The following is a 20136-nucleotide window of genomic DNA, read 5'->3' as shown; positions in this document are numbered from 1 at the left end:
GCTCAGACCTCCGTGGTGACCACCACGGTCTTCGCGGCCTTGTCGTGCAGGCACTGCCGGTAGGGCTTGTCGAAGACGCCGAAGAGGCCGTCGACGATCCACCAGAGCGCGGCGCAGCAGAGCACGGCCGGGAGGATGAAGACGGCGGCGCGGGTCCAGGCGGCGGACTGGGTGGGCTTGTTCCCGTCGACGAGCATGGCGACGCGGATCTTCATCGCCTTCTTGCCGAGGGTCTGGCCGTCCCGGCTGAGCATCAGGGCCTCGTAGACGAGGTAGATGGCGCAGCCGAGCCAGAACGCCTCGGTGGAGCCGTTGCGCGTGCTGAGGTCGGTGAAGGGGCCCACGATGATCACGCCGACGGCCTGCATCAGGAGGTAGTCGATCAGCCGGGCGAGGAACCGCTTGGGCCAGGTGCCGATCGGCGGCATGCCGGGGACGGGGCCGGCGCCGGGGGTGCCGTACGCGCCGGGGCCGTAGCCGGTGCCGTGGCCGGGCGGCGGCTGGTCGTACGGGTTCTGGCCGTACGGGTTCTGACCAGGGGTCGGTTCGCCGTACGGGCTTCCGCCGTAGGTGCCCTGGTAGGCGCCGGGGCCGCCGGACCGGTCACCGGACGAGTCACCGGACGGGTCGTGGGACGGGGTCGGGCCCGGCGGCTCGCCTTCCGGCGTGCCGCCGCCCGGCTGCGGGGGCTGCTTGTCGAAGGAGGGCGTACCGCCCCCCTCCGGCTGGGGGCCTGAGGGGTCGTGGGTGCTCATGTCCCAGAGTAGAACATCACATATTCTCGATGTTCGGGACATTTTGTCCGTTTTGCACCGGGCCCTACCGGCCCTCAGCCGCGCACCACCCGGGTCCTGGCCGCGCGGTCCTGCCAGCCCCGCCGCGCCGTACGGTCGAACACCGGCCAGACCAGGCCGAGCAGCAGCACCGCGCCCAGCTGCCGCACGGCCCAGCGGAGCAGCGAGCGGCCGAGGCTCAGCCTGGTGCGGGCCGCGGGGGCGGCGGCGTCCACCACGCGGATCCGGACGATCCGCTTGCCGAAGGTCTGTCCGGTGCGGGCGACCGGCAGCACCTCGTAGAGCAGGCTGACGAACAGCAGGATGCCGATCAGCACGGCGATCTTGCCCAGCACCACGTCGTCCACCAGCCAGACCTGGACCTGGCGCCGGGTGAGGGCGCTGGCCATCCGGGCCTGGTCGACCTTCTGCCGGAGGTGGTCGGAGACCGAGTTGCCGAGCGGGATCCCGGCGGCGACCGCGACCACCAGCAGCACGGCGGTGTCCACCGTCCGCGCCGCCAGTCGGCGGCCGAGGCCGGCCGGCCCGGGGATCCGGGTGGTCCGGGCGTCCCGGGAGGTCCGGGCGGCCCGGGAGGGCGCGGGGACGGGGGTGGCGGCGGACGGGCGGGGCTGGACGGCGGTCTCCCGGACCGCCCGTACGGCGGGCAGCGGAGCGGCGTGGGCGGAGGCGGTCGCCGCCACCGCGGCCAGGGGCTTCGAGGCGGCCGCGGTCGCGGCCGGGACCGGGGCCTGAAGCGGGCCCCGGAGCATCTCCTCGCCGACCACCGGCACCGGGCCCGAGGCCAGGACGGCCGGCACCGGGGCCTCCCGTACCGCCACCGCCACGGCGGGAGCGCCGGCGGCGGCCAGTTCCGCGGCAATCGGAGCACGCTCGGGCTCCGCACGCCCCTGCTCCACCTCGGGCGCCTCCGGAAGCACCCCCCAGGAGACCCAACGCGGCGCGTCGCCCGTCTCCATCAGGCCCCGCTGCGCCCGCGGATCGGCCTGCCAGCCGGACTCGAAATCCCCGGCGACCGGAGCGGCGGCCGGGGCCGGAGCCGGGCCCAGCCCCAGCCCCGGGACGGGGGCCGCCTCGGGCACCGCGCCGAAGGCCACCGACGCGTCCACGACCCCGGGCGGCTCGGCACCGGCGAAACCCGACGGCCCCCCGGACGACGCCCCGGAGGGCACCCCGAACGGCACCCCCGGCGAAACCCCCGACAGCACCCCCGGCCCGTCGACCGTCCGGAACACCGGCCCGCCGATCACCTCCGCCACCCGCGGCCCGAGCACGAAGGACGCCCCGCCCGAGGTCTGGTCGAAGTACACCGGCCCGGTGTCGCCCCCGCCCGCCGGCAGCCCGCCCCGCACCTCCGCCACGGACCCCGGGGGCGCCACCCCGGAAGGCGCCGACCCCGGGGGAACCGACCCCAGCGGCACCGCCCCCAGGGCCACCTGCTCCGGAGCCACCGGTTCCGGGGCCACCGTCCCCGCACACCCCGCCTCCGGCGCCACCGCCTCCAGCAGCACCACCGGCGGCGGCACCGCCCGCGCCGCCGGCCCGCCCGGGACGGGAGGGCGGGTCGCGTACCGGGGCGGCGCCGGCACCTCGCCCTCGGCGGGCGCGGGCCGGCTGGTGCCGGGCACCCAGGCCGAGCCGCCCCAGTACCGGATGAAGCCGGGGATGGAGGGGTCGGGGTAGTAGCCGGGCTCGGGTGCGACGGCCGGGTCGCCGGCGGCGGCGAAGGGGCGGTCCGTCATGGGGGTCTTCTTTCCTGGCAGGGCCTGACGAGGACGGTGCGGGCCGACCGGGCCCGACCACCGCAGACGCGTCCCCCCGCGCGCACGACCAGGCGCGCGCCCGGCGTTCGGCGCGCGTGGGGGAGCCACCGATGGGCGGACAGTCGCCGGGCAGTCACAAAGGGTAGTACCTCATCGAAGCCGTGACGGAAAGTTCGCGAATCCCCGGACAGCGGAGGGTGGCTCAAGGTAAGGAACCCAGCGCACGACGATGGCCCGCGCGCCGTGCCACCCGCCGTTCACCACCCCTCACCAAACTTCCCGAAGAAATCCCGGAAACGTGTGTAAGAGCCGGTGCGGACCGCCCTCTCAAAGGTCACAGGGGCCCGGAACCGGGCACCGCCCGAAGGCAGAGAGGAAGACGATCATGGAGCGTCCCGTCAGCGTCGTCGAGCACGAGCTGGAGCTCAACCTGGTGCTCTCGCCGGAGCACAGCGTCCCCGTCCCGGCCCGACTGTCCTACGGCAGCCACGACCCGTACGCGGTGTACATCACCTTCCACCTGGACACCGGTTCCCCGGTGACCTGGGTGTTCGCCCGCGAGCTGCTGGTCGAGGGCACCTTCCGCCCGTGCGGCCAGGGCGACGTGCGGATCTGGCCGACCCGCTCGGGCCGGCGCAGCGTGCTCTGTCTGGCCCTGAGCTCGCCCGCCGGGGACGCCCTGCTGGAGGCCCCGCTGCCGATCGTCGCGGCCTGGCTGGAGCGGGCGCACCGGCTGGTCCCGCCGGGCAGCGAGCTGGCCGCGCTGGACATGGACGGCTCGCTCGCCGAGCTGCTCGCCTAGGCGTGCGCCGCAGCGTGCACCGGCACGGACAGCAGCAGGGACACGAACACGGACACCCGCGAGAGCACGGCCACGACCGCGGCCGCGACCACGAGCACGGGCAGCGGGCTCGGCAGGAACCGCGAGCGCGGGAACAGGGAAGCAGGAGCGGCGCCCCCGCCGGCTCAGCGGGCCGCGGGGGCCTGCTGACGACCGCGGGCGGCGTCCGGGCCGCCGCTCTCCCGCTGTCCGGGCAGCCGGACCAGCGGCGCGCCGGCCGAGCGCCGTCGGGCCCTTATCCGGACGGCGGCGGCGAGCAGGAAGCAGAGCCCGACCCACGGGTAGACGGAGGTCGGCAGCTGGCGCCACGGTGACATGTCGAGGACGGCCAGGCCGACCGGCTTCGCGGCCCACATCGCGAAGGACAGGAAGGCGACCAGCGTGGCCCAGAAGGCGGCCCGCCAGCGCAGTCGGCGGACGCCGGCCGGGCGGGCGTGCTCGACCGAGGCCTCGGCGGCGAGCAGGACGAGCATCGGCACGCACCAGACCCAGTGGTGGGTCCAGCTGATCGGCGAGATCAGGACGGCGGTGACGGCCGCGCAGCAGACGCCCCAGGCCTCGGCCCGGGGCAGCCAGCGGCCGCTGCGCGCGGCCCAGGCGGCGACGGCGAGGCCGGCCACCGCGACCAGGCCGGCGCCGAGGGTGGCGACGGTGCCGGGGTCGGCGCTGTGCAGCAGGCGGGCGAAGGCGCCGCGCATCGACTGGTTGTCGACGATCCAGGTCTTGCCGACCCGGGAGGAGTCGTAGAGGTACTTGGTCCAGAAGCCCCAGGTGGCGTCGGGCAGGACCAGGGCGCCGAGCAGGAAGGTGCCGAGGAAGGTGAGGCCGGCCACGAAGGCGGCCCGGATCCGTCCGGTGACCAGCAGGTAGACCGCGAACAGGCCGGGGGTGAGCTTGATGCCGGCGGCGATGCCGATCGCCACGCCCTTGCTCCGCCGCCCGTCCGGACGGGTGAGGTCCCAGAGGATCAGGCAGGCCAGCGCGAGGTTGATCTGGCCGTAACGGAGCGTGGTGAAGACCGGTTCGAGCCAGACCCCGAGGCCGGTCACCAGGATCACGCCGATCGGCCGCAGCTCGCGGCGCGGCCACCCGGCCAGCTTGAAGGACAGGTGGGTCAGCAGGGCGAGCAGCCCGATGTTGCCGAGAGTGATCGCCACCCGGAGGAAGGGGACCGGGAACCAGGTGGTCGGGACGAACAGCATCGCCGCGAACGGCGGGTAGGTCGCGGGCAGGTTCCACTCGGTGACGCGCAGCGCGTACAGGTCGGTGCCGTTGGCCACGGCGGCGCCCTCGGCCCGGTAGACGATCATGTCCACCATCGAGGTGTGCACGAAGTGGCGGACCACCGCGTACACCAGCAGGGACAGCAGCGCGACGGCGGAGGCCGCCAGCAGCGGGCGGCGGGGGGCCTCGCGCAGCGCCCGGACGGGGGCGCCGAGGGCCCGGCGCAGCCGGTCCGACAGGGGGGCGGGCGAGGGGTCGGGTGCGGTCCGCACCGGGCTGCGCTCGTCTTGCACCGCTGTCACTGTCCACTCCGTCCACGGCTGGGCCAACCAGCGACGATACCGGATGCCGCCCGGGCGGAACCGGACACGATCGACTACCCGGCGTGACGAACCGGCCCTGACCAGCCGTCCTCCGCCGCGAGCGGGGCACGGACGGCCAGGGCCGGGAATCAGGCGATCACGCGATCACAACCCTCAGCCCTTGTACGCTCCCGGGGCCCGGGTGAAGTCCAGCGGCTGCTGGACGACGCTGGAGCACGCCGCGTCGGCATGGGCCTTGGCCCCTGCGACCAGGTCGTACGGCGGGTGGAGCGGGGTGTCCACGCACAGGGTGTGTCCGGCCCCGGCGCCGACCGGGGGAACGGGCACACCGGTCGCCGTGGGGGTGACGGCCGGGGTGGGGTCGGCGCCGGGGTGGAGGTCGGCGCGACCGACGCTAGCGGTGGGCCGGGGGCGCGGCGGGCGGGCTGAGCGAGCGGTAGAGGTCCCTTAGGCCGCCGTTAAGGAAGAGCGCACGGGCGCCGTACCGCCACACCTGGCGCCCGGCCACCCCGAAACCCCGTCACTTCTGGAACAGCGCGCCCCGGCTCCGCCGCCGTCCGCCCCGCGCGGGCGCCGCCTCCTGCGGCCCGGTGCGCAGCCGCAGCCGGGTCTCGGCGCCGCCGAGCACCGCGGAGCGGCCGAGCGCGAGGTCCCCGCCGGTGGACTCGGCGAGCTTGCGGACGATGTCCAGGCCGAGGCCGGTGGAGCCCTCGCCGCCGTGCCCCTCGCCGCGCTTGAGGGCGGCGGCCGGGTCGCTGTACCCCGGTCCGGCGTCGCCGACCAGCACGATCACCGAGCAGTCGGTGGCCAGTACGTCCACCGAGAAGGCGGTGCCGATGGCGGTGTGCCGGAAGACGTTGCCGAGCAGCGCGTCGACGGCGGCCGCCAGGTCGCCGCGCTGGACGGGCACCGGCGCCGCCCGCTCGGCGCCGGCCAGCTGCCAGCGGCGCCCCTCGTCCTCGGCCAGCGCCGACCAGAAGGCGACCCGCTCCCGGATCACCTCGGCGGCGTCGCAGCCGACCGCGACGACGGGCGCGTCCTCGGGGGCGCGGCGGGCCGAGCGGATGATCTGGTCGACCTCGCGCTCCAGTTGGGCGACCGCGTGCCGGGTGGCGTCGGCCGCGTCGCCCTCGCCGAGCGAGGCGGCGTTGAGCCGCAGCACGGTCAGCGGGGTGCGCAGCCGGTGCGACAGGTCCGCGGCCAGTTCCCGTTCGGCGGCGAGGAGTTGGACCACCCGGTCGGCCATGGTGTTGAACGCCTGGCCGGCCTCGCGCAGTTCCTCCGGGCTGCCCGCGACCAGCCGGCCCTCCACCGGGACCCGCACCGCGAGGTTCCCGGCGCCGAGCGAGCGGGCGGCGGCGGCGAGCTTCCGCGCGGAGGCGACGATGCGGCTGCCCATCCGGTCGGCGACCAGCACCGAGATGGCGACCAGGCCGAGCGCCACGGCGGAGAGCACCTGCCAGGCGGTGGCCACGCCCCGGGTGAGGTCGCTCTCGGCCACGAACACCTCGACCACCGCGGTCCGCCCGGTGTCCACCGCGACCGGCTGGAGCAGGGCGTACCCGCCGGCCACCTTCACGGTGAAGGAGCGGCCCTTTCCGCCGGCCGTGGCCACGTCGGCCGCGGCGGCGCGCCCCTCCCCCAGCATCGGGCCCTCGGGCTCGCCGGTCCCGGCGGCCGCCACACCGGGGCCGCCTCCGCCCGTCCCCGCGGCCACCGTCCCGGGGCCGCCCCCGCCCGTCCCCGCGGCCGCCGCGTCGGCGCCGCCCGCTCCGGCGGGCTGCCCGGCCGCCGGAAGGTGCACCGCCATCCGCCCCTGCCCGCCCGCGTCCGTACTGGCCAGGGCCCGGTTGACCGCGTCCTCGTCGGTGGTGATGGCCAGGGCGGGCCCGAGCGCCGCGGCCTGGCGCTCGGCGGCGGTGAAGGCCCGGTCCCGCGCGGTCTGTTGGACCATCAGCCCGAGCGGGATCAGGAAGGCCAGCGCGACCATCGTGGTCCCGGCCACCGCGGCCTTGATCAGGGCCCAGCGCAGCGAGCGCCCGAACCGCCTCATGTCCGGTGCTCCGGCAGTCCTCCGGCGGCCTCCAGTCGGACCCCGACGCCCCGGACGGTGTGCAGGTAGCGGGGGTTGGAGGCGGTCTCGCCGAGCTTGCGGCGCAGCCAGGAGAGGTGGACGTCGATGGTCTGGTCGCCGCCGTAGGTCTGCTGCCAGACCTCGGCGAGGATCTCCTTGCGCGGCACCACCACGCCGGGCCGGGCGGCCAGGAAGGCCAGCAGGTCGAACTCACGGCGGGTCAGGTCGAGCGGCCGTCCGTCCAGCGCGGCCTCCCGCCGCTGGAGGTCGATGGCCAGTCCGCCGACCCGCAGCACCTGGGCGACGGGGGCCGCGCCGCTGCCGAACCGCCGCAGCACGGCGGTCATCCGGGCGCTGAGGTGCTCCCCGGAGAAAGGTTTCACCAGGTAGTCGTCGGCGCCGTCGTTGAGCAGCCGGATGATCTCGGCCTCGTCGTCCCGGGCGGTGGAGATGATCACCGGCACGTTGGTCAGGCCCCGGATCATCTTGAGCGCCTCGCTGCCGTCCAGGTCCGGCAGGCCGAGGTCGAGGATCACCAGGTCACAGCCGACCTGGGCGACCTCCCGCAGCGCCTCCAGAGCCGTGCCCACACTGCGGACCGCGTGACCGGTGTCGGTCAGGTGCCGGATGAGGGCGGATCGTACGAAGGGGTCGTCCTCGACCACGAGCACTGTTGCCATGGGCCTGCACGGTACGCCATCGCCGGTCAGTGGTCTGTACCTCGGGGGTGGGTCCGGACATTGTGCAACTGCCCTGCTGAATACCGGGGGTGCCGGTCTCCATCCGTATGGAAATACGGCAGGATGTGCGGACGATGCGGAACGGACTGGTACAGCTCGGCGCCTGGGCGGCGGCCACCGGGGCGGCGGTGGCGCTGTCCTGGCTCGGCGTGCACGCGGTGCTGACCGGCGCCGCGTTCGAACGGCCCACGGCGCTGCCGCTGCCCTCCCCGAAGGCCGACGGCACGCTGCACTCCGCGCCCGCCACCGCGGACCAGCCGCGCTCCGCCGCACAGTCCACGCCCCCTTCCCCGGCGGCCTCCCCGACCACCGGCACCACCAACGCCGCCACCGCCGCCACCGCCCCGCACGGCCCGGCCCCCGCCACCACCGCCGCCGCGCCGCCCACCCGCCGGCCCGTCCCCACCGCCACCACGACGTCCACGGTGAAGAGCTACCCGATCCCGGGCGGCAAGGTGGCGCTGGACCTGAAGCCGGACCGGGCCACCCTGGTCTCCGCCACCCCGGACCCGGGCTGGCAGATGCAGGTGTGGACCGACGGCCAGTGGCTGCGGGTCGACTTCACCCGGGGCGACGAGGCCAACTCCGTCTTCGCCTCCTGGAACGGCCACCCGCCGATCGTGGAGACGGCGATCCGCTGAGGCGCTCCCGGCGGACCGTCAGGAACCGGTCCGCCGCACGACGCCCCGTCAGAGGCCGTCGCACGGCACGTACCCCGGCAGGTACGGCCCCACGTACCCCGCCCGGTCCACCAGCGTGTGCCTGGTCCCGCCCGGCACCCCGATGGTGGCGAGCACCACCGCGCCGTAGTCGTCCCGCGCCTCGTACGGCTCGGCCAGCGACAGCGCGCCCCGGTCCACCGCGTAGTCGTAGGCGTAGTAGACGTCCGGCACGCTCACCGCGAGGTCCAGCACCCCGTCCCCGTACCGGTCCAGGTACGCGGTCAGCTCCCGGCCGCGCGGGCCGCCGGTCCGCACCCGGGACGCGGTCCGGGAGGCGGTCCGCACCGGGGCGGCGGGCCCCGGCGGGGCGGCGGGCACCGGGGAGGTGAGCACGATCCGCGTGCCCGGCGCCGCGAGCACGTACGAGAGCAGCTCCGGCTCGCCGGTCTCCGGCCCGGCGTACGCGGTACATCGCAGCCCGAGCGCGGCGCAGTAGCGGCGGGCCGCCCGCTCCGCGTCGGCGACCGCGAAGACCACCGCGTCGGCGCGGCCCATCGGCAGCGGCCCCGCCTCCGCCGGGTCCGCTGGGAGGTCTGCCCCGAACAGGGCGGGTTCGGCGGCGGTGTCGGTCATGACTGCCCTCCCGGTAGGCGTACGGACCATCGTGGCCGCCCCCGGCACCGGGGGTGGGGCCCTGCGCACGGGGGTGTGGCTGGAGGGTGTCGCCGGGCCGACCCGCGCGCAACTGTTCCGTTTCCTCCTGGTCAAGCTGTGCCCCGGAGCGGGAGAATCGGCCGCGCCGCTGTACAGAATGCCCACCACAGGACGGTGCCGCGAATGCCCCCCGCCCACTCGCCGAGCTCCCCCGGCTCCCCCAACTCCGCTGCCCCTCAAGGGAATTCCATCGTGGGCAGTACGAACGACACGATCGACCCGCTGGACGGCCGGCTGATCCGGCTGCTCGCCGAGGAGCCCCGGATCGGGGTGCTGGAGTGCTCGCGCCGGCTGCAGGTCGCCCGGGGCACCGTCCAGGCCCGGCTGGACCGGCTCCAGGCCAAGGGCGTGATCGGCGGCTTCGGCCCGGAGGTGGACCCGGCGGCGATCGGCTACCCGGTGACGGCCTTCGCCACCCTGGAGATCTCCCAGGGGCAGGGCGCGGACGTGCGGGCGCACCTGGCGAGCGTGCCGGAGGTGCTGGAGCTGCACACCATCACCGGGATCGGGGACATGCTGGTGCGGATCGTGGCCCGGTCCAACGCCGATCTGCAGCGGGTGATCGACCGGGTGCTGGGCTTCGACGGGATCGTCCGCTCGTCCACCGCGATCGTGCTGGAGAACCCGGTGCCGTACCGGATCCTGCCGCTGGTGGACCAGGCCGCCGCCGAGTAGGAGGGTCCGCGCCACGCCACGCGCCGATTCGGCATAGGCAGGAGGCGTCGGGGGCCGCAAGATTTATGTATGAACGTTCTACAAATCCTGGCGCCGCTCTCCGGCCCGCTGATACCCGTGGCGGCCGCGCCCTCCCCCTGGTCGGCCCCCGCATGACGAACGCCGTCGCGGCCGACGGTACCGCCCCCACCCTCATCGCCTCCGCCCAGCGCGCCCTGCGCCTGCTGGCGGCGGCCGCCCGCTACCCCAAGGGCGCCACCGCCAAGCAGCTCGCCCGGGACACCGACCTCGCCCTGGGCACCGCCTACCACCTGCTGCGCACCCTGGTGCACGACCACTACCTGGAGCGCCACAGCGGCCGCTACCTGACCGGCCCCGCCGTCACCGGGCTGGTCCGGGACGACGGCCCGCCCACCGACCGGGCCCGGCTCAGGGCCCTGCTGGGCCTGCTCGCCGACGAACTGTCCGCCGCCGTCTACTTCACCTGGTACCGGCACGGCGAGGTGGAGCTGATCGAGGCCGCCGAGGCCCCCGGCGCGCCGCTGATCGACCGGCACAGCTGGCGGGTCGGCGCCCACGCCCACGCGGCCGGGAAGACCCTGCTCGCCCTGATGACCGCCGAGGAGCGCCGGGCCCACCTGGCCCGCTACCCGATGGTGCCGTTCACCCCGTACACCCTGCGGGACCCGGCCTGCCTGCCGCTGCTGCCCCGCCAGGGCCCGCGGCGGGCCGTCCCGATCACCCAGTTCCAGGAGTACGCGCTCGGCTCGGCGGGTGCGGCGGTGCCGATCGTCGCGGGCAACGGCATCGGCGCGATCTCGGTCTCCCTGCCGATGGCCCAGGCCCACCGGCTGGCCGGGATCGCCGCCGAGCTGCGCACCCGGCTCGGCGAGGACTTCGCCGCGGTCGCCTTCGGGATCTGACCGCGCGGGCCGGGCCGACCCCGTGCGGGGGGACGCCCGGCCGACCGGAGGCCCGCACGAGGCCGGCCGGAGGTCAGCAGGACGGGACGCTGCCGCCGCTCTTCAGCGCCTCCAGGGCGGAGACCGCCTCGCCGAGGGTGCCGACCGGCACCAGCCGCAGCGACTTCGGGGTGTTCACCTTGGCGTCCGAGCACTCGTCCTTGGGCAGCAGGAACACCGTCGCGCCGTCCCGGGCCGCCGCCTGCGTCTTCAGGGGGACGCCGCCGACCGGGCCGACGGTGCCGTCCGCCTCGATGGTGCCGGTGCCGGCCACGGTGAGCCCGCCGGTGAGGTCGCCGCCCTTGCCGTCGCCGGCCAGCTTGTCGACGATGCCCAGCGCCAGCATCTGGCCGGCGCTCGGGCCGCCGACCGCGCCCAGGTCGACCTTGACCTTCACCTGGTCCGGCGACAGGCGGAGGTAGTTCAGCGCGGCCGCGGTGGCGGCGTCCTGCGACTCGGCCATCTGCGCGGCGGTCGCCTCGTCGGCCTTCACCGGGTTGCTCTCCGGGTAGACCGTCTCGGTCGGGCGCACGGCCTCCTTCGGGTCGAACCAGGCCTGCATCGAGCGCCAGAAGGTGTTCTTCTGCCCCGGGTTGGTCGCCGTGATGGTGACCATCCGCAGCTCGCCCTCGGTGGTGCGCAGCGGCGCGCCCGTGATCGTGAGGACCGGCTTGTCCTCGTACGAGCCCAGGGTGTCCGCGGTCAGGCCCGGCCAGGTGATCGTGTACGGCAGCGGGACGAAGGCGGCCACCCCGAACAGCGCGGCGACCAGCACCCCGCACAGCGTGAGCGCGCGGGTCCGCGGGGAGGTGAGGGCCTTGGAGAGCTTGGTGTCGGACACAAGGGGAATCCAAACACACCCGACACCGGGTGCGGGCGCTACCTCAGGGCGTCGGCCACCTCGGTCGCCGCCTCCACCACCCGGGGGCCGACCCGCTCGGGCACCATGCCGTTCAGCATCACCACGCCGACGCTGCCCTCGATGCCGCTCAGTCCGACCAGCGCGGCGGCGGCCCCGCTCGCCCCGGACTGCTCCTCCGCCCGGGTGATGACGAAGCCCTGCTCGGGCCGGCGCTGGCTGGGGAAGGTGCGCGCCTCCAGGATCGCCCGGCCGGCCGCGCTCTCGGTGAGCGGGTGGCGCAGGCCGGTCCGGTAGGCGACGTGGAAGTCGGTCCAGCTGGGCTCGACCACGGCGACGGCCAGCGCCTCGTTGCCGTCCACCAGGGTCAGGTGGGCGGTGGCGCCGAGGTCCTCGGCGAGGCTGCGCAGGGCCGGCAGCGCGGCCTCGCGCAGCAGCGGGTGCACCCGGTGCGCGAGGCGCAGCACGCCGAGGCCGACCCGGGCGCGCCCGCCGATGTCCCGGCGGACCAGGCCGTGCTGCTCCAGGGTGGCCAGCAGCCGGTAGACCACGGTCCGGTTGACGGCCAGCCGGGCGGCCAGCTCGGTCACGGTGAGCCCGCGCTCGGAGTCGGCGAGGAGCTTGAGGACCCGGACGCCGCGGTCCAGGGTCTGGGAGGTCTCGGCTGTCACGACGGGCAATCCTTTCCGCGGCGCTCGCGGGGCGGGCGGCGCCGTTCCAAGGTCGGTGTCGCGCGCAGGTGGGGGTGGCCGCGCTCGGGCCGTACGGCGTCGTCGTTGACGCGCACGGCCCTGCGACGCCGTCCCGCGGGGGTTGCCCGACGGAAGAGCGTGGGGGAAAGGTAGTGAAGGAAATGACGCGACGGAAGTGGTTGTCCAAAATTCGGGCGTGATCAACTCCAACAGCGCCTCGGATTCGGGACGAACCCCCGCGATTCGCCGGGTGCGTCGGGCTCCGGACGCGCCCCCGGTCCGATGACCGGACGCGCCGCCCTTCGAAGCCCCTCCGCCGACAGGCCCCGCCGGGCCGCCGCCCGGACTAGTTGGCCCACTCCCGGATCTTCACGATCCGCGCCTTGAGCTGGTTGGCGGTGGCCTGCGCGGTGAGCGGCCCGCCGCACTGGCGGCGCAGCTCGTTGTGGATGGTGCCGTGCGGCTGGTTGGTGCGGTGGTGCCAGGCGGCCACCAGCGCGTTCAGCTCCTTGCGCAGCTCCCGCAGCTCCTGGTGGGTGACCACCGGCCGCTGCTCGGCCGGCAGCTCCAGCAGGTCGGCCTCCTCGGCGGGCTTGGTCTTGCTGCGCTGGATCTGCCGGTGCTGGCGCTTCTGGAGCAGCATCTGCACCTGGTCCGGCTCCAGCAGGCCCGGGATGCCGAGGTAGTCCTCCTCCTCCTCGCTCCCCGGGTGGGCCTGCATGCCGAACTCCATGGCGTTGTACAGGACCCGGTCGAAGACCGCCTCGGAGCCCAGCGCCTCGTAGGAGAACTCGTCGCCGCCCGCGCCGTCCGGCCCGTCGTTGGCCCGCTCGGCCTCGGCGAGCAGCCGGTCCTCCTCGTCGAAGAGGCCGTCGCCCTCCTTCTTCGGCCGGTCCAGCACGTGGTCGCGCTGGAGCTCCATCTCGTTGGCGAAGCCCAGCAGCATCGGGATGGTCGGCAGGAACACCGAGGCCGTCTCGCCGCGCTTGCGGGCGCGCACGAAGCGGCCGACGGCCTGGGCGAAGAACAGCGGGGTGGAGATCGAGGTGGCGTAGACCCCGACGCACAGCCGGGGCACGTCGACGCCCTCGGACACCATGCGGACGGCGACCATCCAGCGCGAGGTCCCCTCCGCGTAGTCGGAGATCCGCTTGGAGGCCTCGGTCTCGTCGGAGAGGACCAGGGTGACCTTCTCGCCGCTGATCTCGCGCAGCATCTTGGCGTAGGCGCGGGCCACGTTCTGGTCGGTGGCGATGACCAGTCCGCCGGCGTCCGGGATCGCCTTGCGGACCTCGGTGAGGCGCCGGTCGGCGGCCTGGAGGACGGAGGGGATCCACTCGCCCTGCGGGGACAGCGCGGTGCGCCAGGCCTGGGCGATCAGGTCCTTGGTCATCGGCTCGCCGAGCCGGGCCTCCAGCTCGTCGCCGGACTTGGTGCGCCAGCGCATGTTGCCGCTGTAGCTGAGGAAGATCACCGGGCGGACGACGTGGTCGGCGAGCGCGTGCCCGTAGCCGTAGGTGTAGTCGGCGATGGACTTGCGGATGCCGTCGCTGCCCGCGTCGTAGGCCACGAACGGGATCGGGTTGGTGTCGGAGCGGAACGGCGTACCGGTCAGCGCCAGTCGGCGGGTGGCCGGTTCGAAGGCCTCGAAGCAGGCCTCGCCCCAGGACTTGGAGTCACCGGCGTGGTGGATCTCGTCCATGATCACGAGGGTCTTGCGGGCCTCGGTCCGGTTGCGGTGCAGCATCGGGTTGACCCCGACGCCCGCGTAGGTGACCACGATGCCGTGGTAGTCCCGGGAGAGCGGCCCGGAGGAGTACGCCGGGTCCAGCCGGATGCCTATCCGCGCGGCGGCCTCGGCCCACTGCTTCTTCAGGTGCTCGGTCGGTGCGACGACCGTCACCTGCTGCACCAGGTGGTTGTGCAGCAGGTACGAGGCCAGGGTGAGCGCGAAGGTGGTCTTGCCTGCGCCCGGGGTGGCGACCGCGAGGAAGTCGCGCGGCTGGGTCTCGATGTACTTGTCCAGCGCGCCCTGCTGCCAGGCCCGCAGCTTGCCGGCGGTGCCCCAGGGGGCGCGGCCGGGGAAGGCCGGGGAGAGGTGGTGCGAACCGGCGGGCGCGGCGTGGCCGACGGATCGGACGGGCGCCTGCGGCTCCGGTACGTCGGAGAACAGCGGCATCGAGGAGGCGGCGGCAGTACTCACGGTCTCCGAGGGGGATCATCGCAGGTCAGAGGCGGTTTTGCGGCCTCACCCCGCGGTCGGGCGGCAATCGGACAACCCGCCCAGCGTACCGGGTCCGGCGCCGTTCGGGCCTCCAGGCGGCGCTCCGCGCCGGGCCCGTGCGGCCGGAAATCGATGTGACCCGGATCACACCGATTGCCTCGTGGAACCCGGTAAGCACCACCGGTCCCGGGACTCTCACCAGGGTGAGGCCGCAGCAACCCTCACTGCTGTCACGCAGCCTCGCACCGAACCGAAGGGACCCCGCCCGTGCGCACCGTCGAAGAGACCGTCCAGGCCCGCCTGATCCTCTCCTCCCACCGCTCCGTCCGGCTGCGGGTGGGGCTCTCCTACCTGCCGGAGGACCCGCTGGCCGTCCGGATGGCCTTCCCCGCCGAGTTCTCGCTGGACGACCCGGCCGAGCGCCGGGGCTCCGAGGACATCGTCTGGGTCTTCGCGCGCCAGCTGCTCTCGGCCGGTCTGGAGCTGCCGTCCGGCGCCGGGGACGTCCACGTCCGGCCCGCGGTCGGCCGGCGCACCATGGTCGAGCTGCGGGCGCCCGAGGGCACCGCGCTGCTCCAGTTCGACGCCGCCGACCTGCGCCGCTTCCTGTGGCGCAGCCGGCTGGTCGTCCCGGAGGGCGAGGAGCACCTGCACCTGGACGCCGACCGCGCGCTCGCCCAGCTGCTCGGCTGACGGGGGCGCCGGCCCGCGGGAGCGCCCCCGTGCTTCCGGGCCGTGACGCGCCCGCCCGCGTGGTGAACCGTCCGTCCGCGTCCGTCGCGCGGCGACCCGGGTCCGGGGCCCGGGAAGCCCGTACGGTCGCGCCCCCTGGGCGGGTCAGCCCGAGAGCTTGCGCATCAGCCGGACGCCCTGGGCCGCCGTCAGGTGCGGCAGGTACGCCTTGCCGATCGCCCTGGTGATGCCGGGCAGCGCGGCCGGGTCGGGGTACGCCATGTACATCGGCCGGTACTCCGGCTGGAACTTCGCCTTGAACGCCAGCAGCGAGCGGAAGCCGTACACCGGCTCCAGCACCTTGCCCATCCAGTCCAGCATCCGCTGCAGGCCGGTGGGCTCCTCGTCCTGCCCGGTCCGGGCCAGCGGCGCGCCCGACAGCGACAGGAAGCGCGCGCCCTCCTCCTTGAAGCCGAGCGCCGCCGAGGCGATCAGGAACTCGCTGACGCCGCGGAAGCCGTCCGAGCGCCGGCGCATGAAGTCCAGCGTCCAGCCGACCGGCACGCCGTTCTCGTACACCGGCATCCAGCTGGTCAGCCCGTGCACCACCCGCTGCTCGTCCACCGCGATCAGCACCCGCACGTCCGGGTCGTCCAGCTCCTCCAGCCCGCCGAGCGTGAAGCCCATCTCCGGCAGGCCCTTCTCGGAGACCCACTCCTCGGAGATCGCCCGGATCTGCTCCCGCAGCGCCAGCGGCGCCTCGTGGTACGCCCACCACTCCGCGGAGATGCCCTGCTTGCCGGCCTTGTTGAGGGCGGTGCGGATGTCCTGCCACTTGCGGCCGGTGAAGGCCAGCTCGGGCAGCGGCACCACGGTGTCCTCGGCGACCTGCACCGAGCGCCAGCCGAGCTGCGCGGTGGCGGCCCTGGTCTCGCCGCAGACGCTGTAGAAGCACGGCGTCCAGCCGCGCGCGTCGCAGTACCGGGCGAAGCCGGCCACCGCCCGGGCCCGGTCCTCCGGCGCGCCGAACGGGTCGCCGGTGGTCAGCGCGACGGTGCCCACCACCCGGTAGGCGACGGCCGCCCGGCCGCCCTCGTCGAACCAGTAGTGGTTGCCGTCCCAGGTGGCGATGAAGGAGAGCGTCCCGCCGCCGTGCTCGGCCAGCAGCGCCCGCGCGCGGGCGGCCGCCGCCGCGTCGGTGTGCAGCACCGGCCGGCGGAAGACCGACAGCAGCACGGCCAGCGCGACCGCCCAGAACGCCAGCCCGCAGTACGTCTCCAGGAAGCGCGCCACCGGCCCGACCGCGATCGGGTAGTCCGGCAGCAGGTCGTTGTACGCGGGCGGCAGGAACTGGGCCGGCAGCCCGGCCACCAGCCGGCGGGCGGACGCCCCCGGCTCGAACTCCCCGGCCACCAGCCGCCCGACCCCCACGTAGGTGGCCGCGGAGGCGAGCGCCGCGCCGCCGAGCACCAAGGCCAGCCGGCGCACCGAGCGGCCGGACAGCCGCAGCAGGAACCGCTTGCGGGTGGCCACCAGCAGCGCGGTGGTCAGCAGCGGCAGCAGCAGCGCCTCGACGAAGTACTGCACCACGTCCCGGCTGACCGGCCCGGCGTCCAGGTAGAGCCAGCACAGCAGCGCCGCCCAGAGCAGCTCGGTGGCCACGGTGACCAGCCAGGCGAACCGCAGGCCCCGGCGCAGCCCCTCGGCGAGCACCAGCAGCAGCGCCGGGATCAGCGCGGCCATCATCCGGCCCGGGGTGTCGAAGATCCGGACGACGGCGTGCGCCCGGGCGCAGTCGTGCGCCGACTGCGCGCAGAAGTCGGCCACCTCGTCCGGGCTGAGCCGGTGCGAGAAGTACAGCTCGGAGAAGGTGTTGAACGGCCCGCTGGCGTTGTCGTACAGCGAGGCGAGCAGCGGCCCGAAGGCGGCCGCGACCAGGCAGAGCGCCACCAGCACCCGGGTCTCCGAGTGCGAGGAGCGGTGCGTGCGCAGGTGCGGGCGGCCCCGGCTGACCAGCGCGCCCAGGCCGAGCCCGGCCAGCGCGGCGGCGCACCGCTGGACGCTCTGCAGGTGGCCCACGTACAGCGTCATCACCAGCGGGACGAGCAGCACCAGCAGGTGCAGCCGGCGGCGCCAGAGCACGGTGAGCCGGTACCCGAGGACCCCGGCCAGCGCGAACACGCCGACGCCGGGGCCGACCGAGATCTGGTCGGCCACCGAGGCGGTCCACTGCTCCCCCGCCGAGGAGCCGAACGCGACCAGCCCGGTGCCCAGCAGGGTGCCGACCACCTGCCCGCCGACCAGCACCGCGAGGGTGCGCAGCCGCCCGAGCCGGTGCTCGGCGGCCGGGCCGACCAGGAGCAGCAGCAGGCTGGTGAACACGTACGAGCCGCGGCCCGAGCACCAGAACATCGAGGTGACCGGCGTCCACCAGTGGCCCTCGGCCAGCGTGGACAGGCCGATGCCGGCCCGCTCCAGCAGCCGGTCCGACGGGCCGTGGCCCAGGCTGCGGGTGGCCGCGCCGAGCAGCCAGAGCCCGGCCAGCAGGGCCAGCGTCAGCGGCGCCGAGCGCAGCCGGGCGCCGAGCACCCCGGCCGCCCGCCGGACCTTCTGCGGGCGCGGCTCCGGCGTCCGGGTGACCGGCGCCCGGTCGGCCCGGTCGGTGCCGCGCTCGGCCGAGCGCTCCGCGTCCGGCCCCGGCCCGCGCTGCTCGCCGACGGTGGCCAGCGCCGTCCCCGCCCCGGTCACCGGGTCAGCCCGGTCTGCTGGGCGAGCCACGGGAGCTGCTGGGCGATGCCGGGCCGGAAGACGACCCAGCCGTGGCCGCCCGGCATCAGTTCGAACTTGGACTTCATTCCGGCCGCCTGCGCGGCCTGGTAGACCTTCTCCATCTGCGGTCTGAACTCCTCGTCGGTCTCGCCGACGACCAACGCGACGTTGGTGTCCGGGAACTTCTTGCGGGCCATCACCTGGAGCGGATCGACCGCGTCGAACTTCTTCTCGTCACCACCGAAGGCGGCCTTGACGGTCTGTTCCCGACTGCCCAGGGTCGGTTCCTCCTGCCCGGACATGTCGAGGACGGTGCCGTACACGTCGGAGGCGTTGACGCCGAGCTGGAGGGCGCAGGTTCCACCCATCGAGGCGCCCCCGATCGCCCAGGACTTCCGGCCGGCCGCCGTCTGGAGGTGCTGGTGCACCCACTCGGGGACGTCCACCGCCAGGTAGGTCTGGGTCTTGGCGATCTTGGAGTCGAGGCAGAGCGTGTTGGCCCAGGTGGAGCCGAGCTGGTCGGGCATCACCACGATCGGCGCGAGGCCGCCGTGGTCCGCGGCGTAGGCGTCCAGCGCCTCGTTGATCTGCGCGGAGAGCACCCAGTCCCCCGGGACGCCGGGCTGACCGGTGATCATCACGACCACCGGGAGCAGCGGCCGCGGGGTGGCCTGGTAGGCGGGCGGGAGGTAGACGTACGCGTCGCGGGCCTTGAAGCCCGACTTGGTGCCGGGGATCGGCACCACCGACACGGTGCCCTTCTCGGGCAGGTCCGCCGGGGGCTGCCAGACCTCCTCCAGCGTCCTGCCCGGCGGGGCGGCCACGGTCTGGCCCGCCTTGTCGGCGACCAGCCCGTCGGTCTTGGTCAGCCACGGCGCGAGCATCACGCGCCCGCTCGGGAACTGGCCGAAGCCGATGTTCACCTCGGAGGAGGCCATCAGCACCACCAGGCCGCACAGGCCCAGCGCGAGCCCCCGCCGCCGCCAGGTGAGCCGGCGCATCCGGTAGCCGGCCAGGCAGAGCCCGGTCAGGGCGATGGCTATCCACCAGGTGACGTACTTGGGCGTGCCCTCCGGGAAGGGGTGCCACCAGCCGTCGACCACGACGTCCAGCAGCCAGCTGAGCGCCGCGGCGGTGATCAGGGCGGCGGGCAGGCGGACCCGCCACCAGCTCCGGCCGCGGCCGACGGCGAGCGCGATCAGCGCCGCCCAGCCGGCCGCCAGCACGGCGTGCGGGATCAGGCCCTCGGTGAGCGGCCAGTCGATCGGGTTCCAGCGGGAGGCAAGGGTCAGCGTGCTCATGCGGCTTTGCCCGGCGGGGTGGTGTCGGCCAGGAAGCCGTAGGCGACGACGTTGCCGTCGTAGCCGTGCTCCTCGCTGTACGAGCCGCCGCAGGTGATCACCCGCAGCTGCGCGTCAGTGGCCTGACGGTAGACCCGATCGTCCGGGAAGTCCTTTCGGTCGTGCACTTCGATGGCGTAGAGCTGGTAGACGGCGGTGGCGCCGTCCGCCCGGGCGATCTCGATCCGGTCCCCCCGACGGAGCGCGCCCAGATGATAGAAGACCGCGGGGCCGGTCTTGTTGTCGACGTGTCCCGCCAGGATCGCGGTACCGCGCTGGCCGGGGCTGGCCCCGCCCCGGTACCAGCCCGCCAGGTTGCGGTCCGCCTCGGGCGGGGTCTGCAGGTGGCCGTCCGCGTCCAGTCCGAGCGCGGTGACCGGGGCGTCCAGGCGCACCGCCGGGATGCGGATCCGGGTCGGCGCGGACGGGCCCAGCGGAGGGACGACCGAGACCGGCGTGATCCCGGCCTGGGCCTGGCCGGCCCCCGGTGCGGGCGGCAGCGACGGGCCTCCGTCGTGCACGAGCCAGGCACCGAGCACCAGCGCGGCACCCGCCGCCAGGGTGCCCGGCCAGGGCCCCCTGCTCTGCTGGACGCCCACGGGCGCTCCCCTCTGCCGACGGAACCCCGCTTCCTGGGAGTTTCCTGGGAAACAATTCAACCGGAACGGACTGTAAGGCACGTCCATACGACGGTCGTACCGGCACCCGCCGATCGGCAGGGCTGACGCCCTCTTTCGTGCGCCCCGTGGGCACCCGGTCGCGGAGCGCGACGGCCGCCCCCCGCATACGATCGCCGCAGGAACACTCC

Annotated in this window: 18 protein-coding genes; 5 read left to right on the top strand and 13 right to left on the bottom strand. The window is 74.7% G+C overall.

Annotated features, from left to right (window positions below):
- Positions 1 to 2: 2 nt before the first annotated feature.
- Together ACFY4B_RS14385 and ACFY4B_RS14380 are read right to left on the bottom strand one after the other, a co-directional pair.
- Positions 3 to 755, bottom strand: coding sequence for an RDD family protein (locus ACFY4B_RS14385; protein ID WP_387968058.1), 753 nt, complete (start codon positions 753 to 755; stop codon positions 3 to 5).
- A gap of 74 nt (positions 756 to 829) precedes the next feature.
- Entirely contained in the window at positions 830 to 2536 is a 1707-nt protein-coding gene (locus tag ACFY4B_RS14380; RefSeq protein WP_387968056.1) for an RDD family protein, read from the bottom strand.
- A 406-nt stretch (positions 2537 to 2942) separates the two neighbouring features.
- Here ACFY4B_RS14380 and ACFY4B_RS14375 point away from each other — a divergent pair, with 406 nt between their 5' ends.
- Positions 2943 to 3359 (top strand): SsgA family sporulation/cell division regulator, encoded by a 417-nt coding sequence (locus tag ACFY4B_RS14375; protein ID WP_049658875.1) that lies wholly within the window; start codon positions 2943 to 2945, stop codon positions 3357 to 3359.
- 164 nt (positions 3360 to 3523) lie between these two features.
- Here the strand turns inward: ACFY4B_RS14375 and ACFY4B_RS14370 are convergent, their stop codons facing one another.
- The 4 genes from ACFY4B_RS14370 to ACFY4B_RS14355 all read right to left on the bottom strand — a co-directional run bounded on the left by ACFY4B_RS14370 (position 3524) and on the right by ACFY4B_RS14355 (position 7699).
- Positions 3524 to 4924: a glycosyltransferase 87 family protein gene (locus tag ACFY4B_RS14370; RefSeq protein WP_387968054.1), complete on the bottom strand. Its 1401-nt coding sequence runs from the start codon at positions 4922 to 4924 to the stop codon at positions 3524 to 3526.
- A 174-nt stretch (positions 4925 to 5098) separates the two neighbouring features.
- On the bottom strand, positions 5099 to 5272 hold the full coding sequence (locus tag ACFY4B_RS14365) for a hypothetical protein (protein WP_375874773.1): 174 nt from the start codon (positions 5270 to 5272) through the stop codon (positions 5099 to 5101).
- A gap of 193 nt (positions 5273 to 5465) precedes the next feature.
- Positions 5466 to 6998: a sensor histidine kinase gene (locus tag ACFY4B_RS14360; protein ID WP_387968052.1), complete on the bottom strand. Its 1533-nt coding sequence runs from the start codon at positions 6996 to 6998 to the stop codon at positions 5466 to 5468.
- Positions 6995 to 7699: a response regulator transcription factor gene (locus tag ACFY4B_RS14355; RefSeq protein ID WP_074005033.1), complete on the bottom strand. Its 705-nt coding sequence runs from the start codon at positions 7697 to 7699 to the stop codon at positions 6995 to 6997. Before ACFY4B_RS14355 ends, ACFY4B_RS14360 begins: the two co-directional genes overlap by 4 nt.
- A gap of 134 nt (positions 7700 to 7833) precedes the next feature.
- Between ACFY4B_RS14355 and ACFY4B_RS14350 the strand changes: the two genes are divergently transcribed.
- On the top strand, positions 7834 to 8400 hold the full coding sequence (locus ACFY4B_RS14350) for a hypothetical protein (RefSeq protein ID WP_387968050.1): 567 nt from the start codon (positions 7834 to 7836) through the stop codon (positions 8398 to 8400).
- Between the two features lie 48 nt (positions 8401 to 8448).
- On the opposite strand, the gene ACFY4B_RS14345 is transcribed toward ACFY4B_RS14350, so the two are convergent.
- Positions 8449 to 9054: a VOC family protein gene (locus tag ACFY4B_RS14345; RefSeq protein ID WP_387968048.1), complete on the bottom strand. Its 606-nt coding sequence runs from the start codon at positions 9052 to 9054 to the stop codon at positions 8449 to 8451.
- Positions 9055 to 9327: 273 nt separating this feature from the next.
- Here ACFY4B_RS14345 and ACFY4B_RS14340 point away from each other — a divergent pair, with 273 nt between their 5' ends.
- Both ACFY4B_RS14340 and ACFY4B_RS14335 read left to right on the top strand, forming a co-directional pair.
- Positions 9328 to 9810: an Lrp/AsnC family transcriptional regulator gene (locus ACFY4B_RS14340; protein WP_181970601.1), complete on the top strand. Its 483-nt coding sequence runs from the start codon at positions 9328 to 9330 to the stop codon at positions 9808 to 9810.
- A gap of 152 nt (positions 9811 to 9962) precedes the next feature.
- Complete coding sequence (locus ACFY4B_RS14335) at positions 9963 to 10733, top strand: helix-turn-helix domain-containing protein (RefSeq protein ID WP_387968046.1); 771 nt, start codon at positions 9963 to 9965, stop codon at positions 10731 to 10733.
- Between the two features lie 73 nt (positions 10734 to 10806).
- Here ACFY4B_RS14335 and ACFY4B_RS14330 read toward each other — a convergent pair whose 3' ends face one another.
- From ACFY4B_RS14330 to ACFY4B_RS14320, 3 genes are all read right to left on the bottom strand, one after another.
- Positions 10807 to 11613 carry a S16 family serine protease gene (locus ACFY4B_RS14330; RefSeq protein WP_074005030.1) on the bottom strand — a complete coding sequence of 269 codons (807 nt, stop codon included), beginning with the start codon at positions 11611 to 11613 and terminating at the stop codon, positions 10807 to 10809.
- A 38-nt stretch (positions 11614 to 11651) separates the two neighbouring features.
- Positions 11652 to 12302: an IclR family transcriptional regulator gene (locus tag ACFY4B_RS14325; RefSeq protein ID WP_049654777.1), complete on the bottom strand. Its 651-nt coding sequence runs from the start codon at positions 12300 to 12302 to the stop codon at positions 11652 to 11654.
- A 367-nt stretch (positions 12303 to 12669) separates the two neighbouring features.
- Positions 12670 to 14502 (bottom strand): DEAD/DEAH box helicase, encoded by a 1833-nt coding sequence (locus ACFY4B_RS14320; protein ID WP_074005029.1) that lies wholly within the window; start codon positions 14500 to 14502, stop codon positions 12670 to 12672.
- A 312-nt stretch (positions 14503 to 14814) separates the two neighbouring features.
- Between ACFY4B_RS14320 and ACFY4B_RS14315 the strand changes: the two genes are divergently transcribed.
- Complete coding sequence (locus ACFY4B_RS14315; protein ID WP_049654781.1) at positions 14815 to 15240, top strand: SsgA family sporulation/cell division regulator; 426 nt, start codon at positions 14815 to 14817, stop codon at positions 15238 to 15240.
- A 144-nt stretch (positions 15241 to 15384) separates the two neighbouring features.
- Here ACFY4B_RS14315 and ACFY4B_RS14310 read toward each other — a convergent pair whose 3' ends face one another.
- From ACFY4B_RS14310 to ACFY4B_RS14300, 3 genes are read right to left on the bottom strand one after another with little or no spacing between them, the layout of a single operon-like run.
- Positions 15385 to 17997, bottom strand: coding sequence for a rhomboid family intramembrane serine protease (locus tag ACFY4B_RS14310; protein WP_147409113.1), 2613 nt, complete (start codon positions 17995 to 17997; stop codon positions 15385 to 15387).
- On the bottom strand, positions 17964 to 19289 hold the full coding sequence (locus ACFY4B_RS14305) for an alpha/beta hydrolase (RefSeq protein WP_380740342.1): 1326 nt from the start codon (positions 19287 to 19289) through the stop codon (positions 17964 to 17966). The genes ACFY4B_RS14310 and ACFY4B_RS14305 overlap by 34 nt, the downstream gene beginning before the upstream one ends.
- Entirely contained in the window at positions 19286 to 19927 is a 642-nt protein-coding gene (locus tag ACFY4B_RS14300) for a class F sortase (protein ID WP_049656930.1), read from the bottom strand. Before ACFY4B_RS14300 ends, ACFY4B_RS14305 begins: the two co-directional genes overlap by 4 nt.
- Positions 19928 to 20136 lie beyond the last annotated feature (209 nt).

It is taken from the genome of Kitasatospora sp. NPDC001261, assembly GCF_042896795.1.
Lineage (GTDB): Bacteria > Actinomycetota > Actinomycetes > Streptomycetales > Streptomycetaceae > Kitasatospora.
The sequence above is the reverse complement of the archived record's forward strand: the minus strand, read 5'-3'. Positions and strand labels throughout refer to the sequence as shown.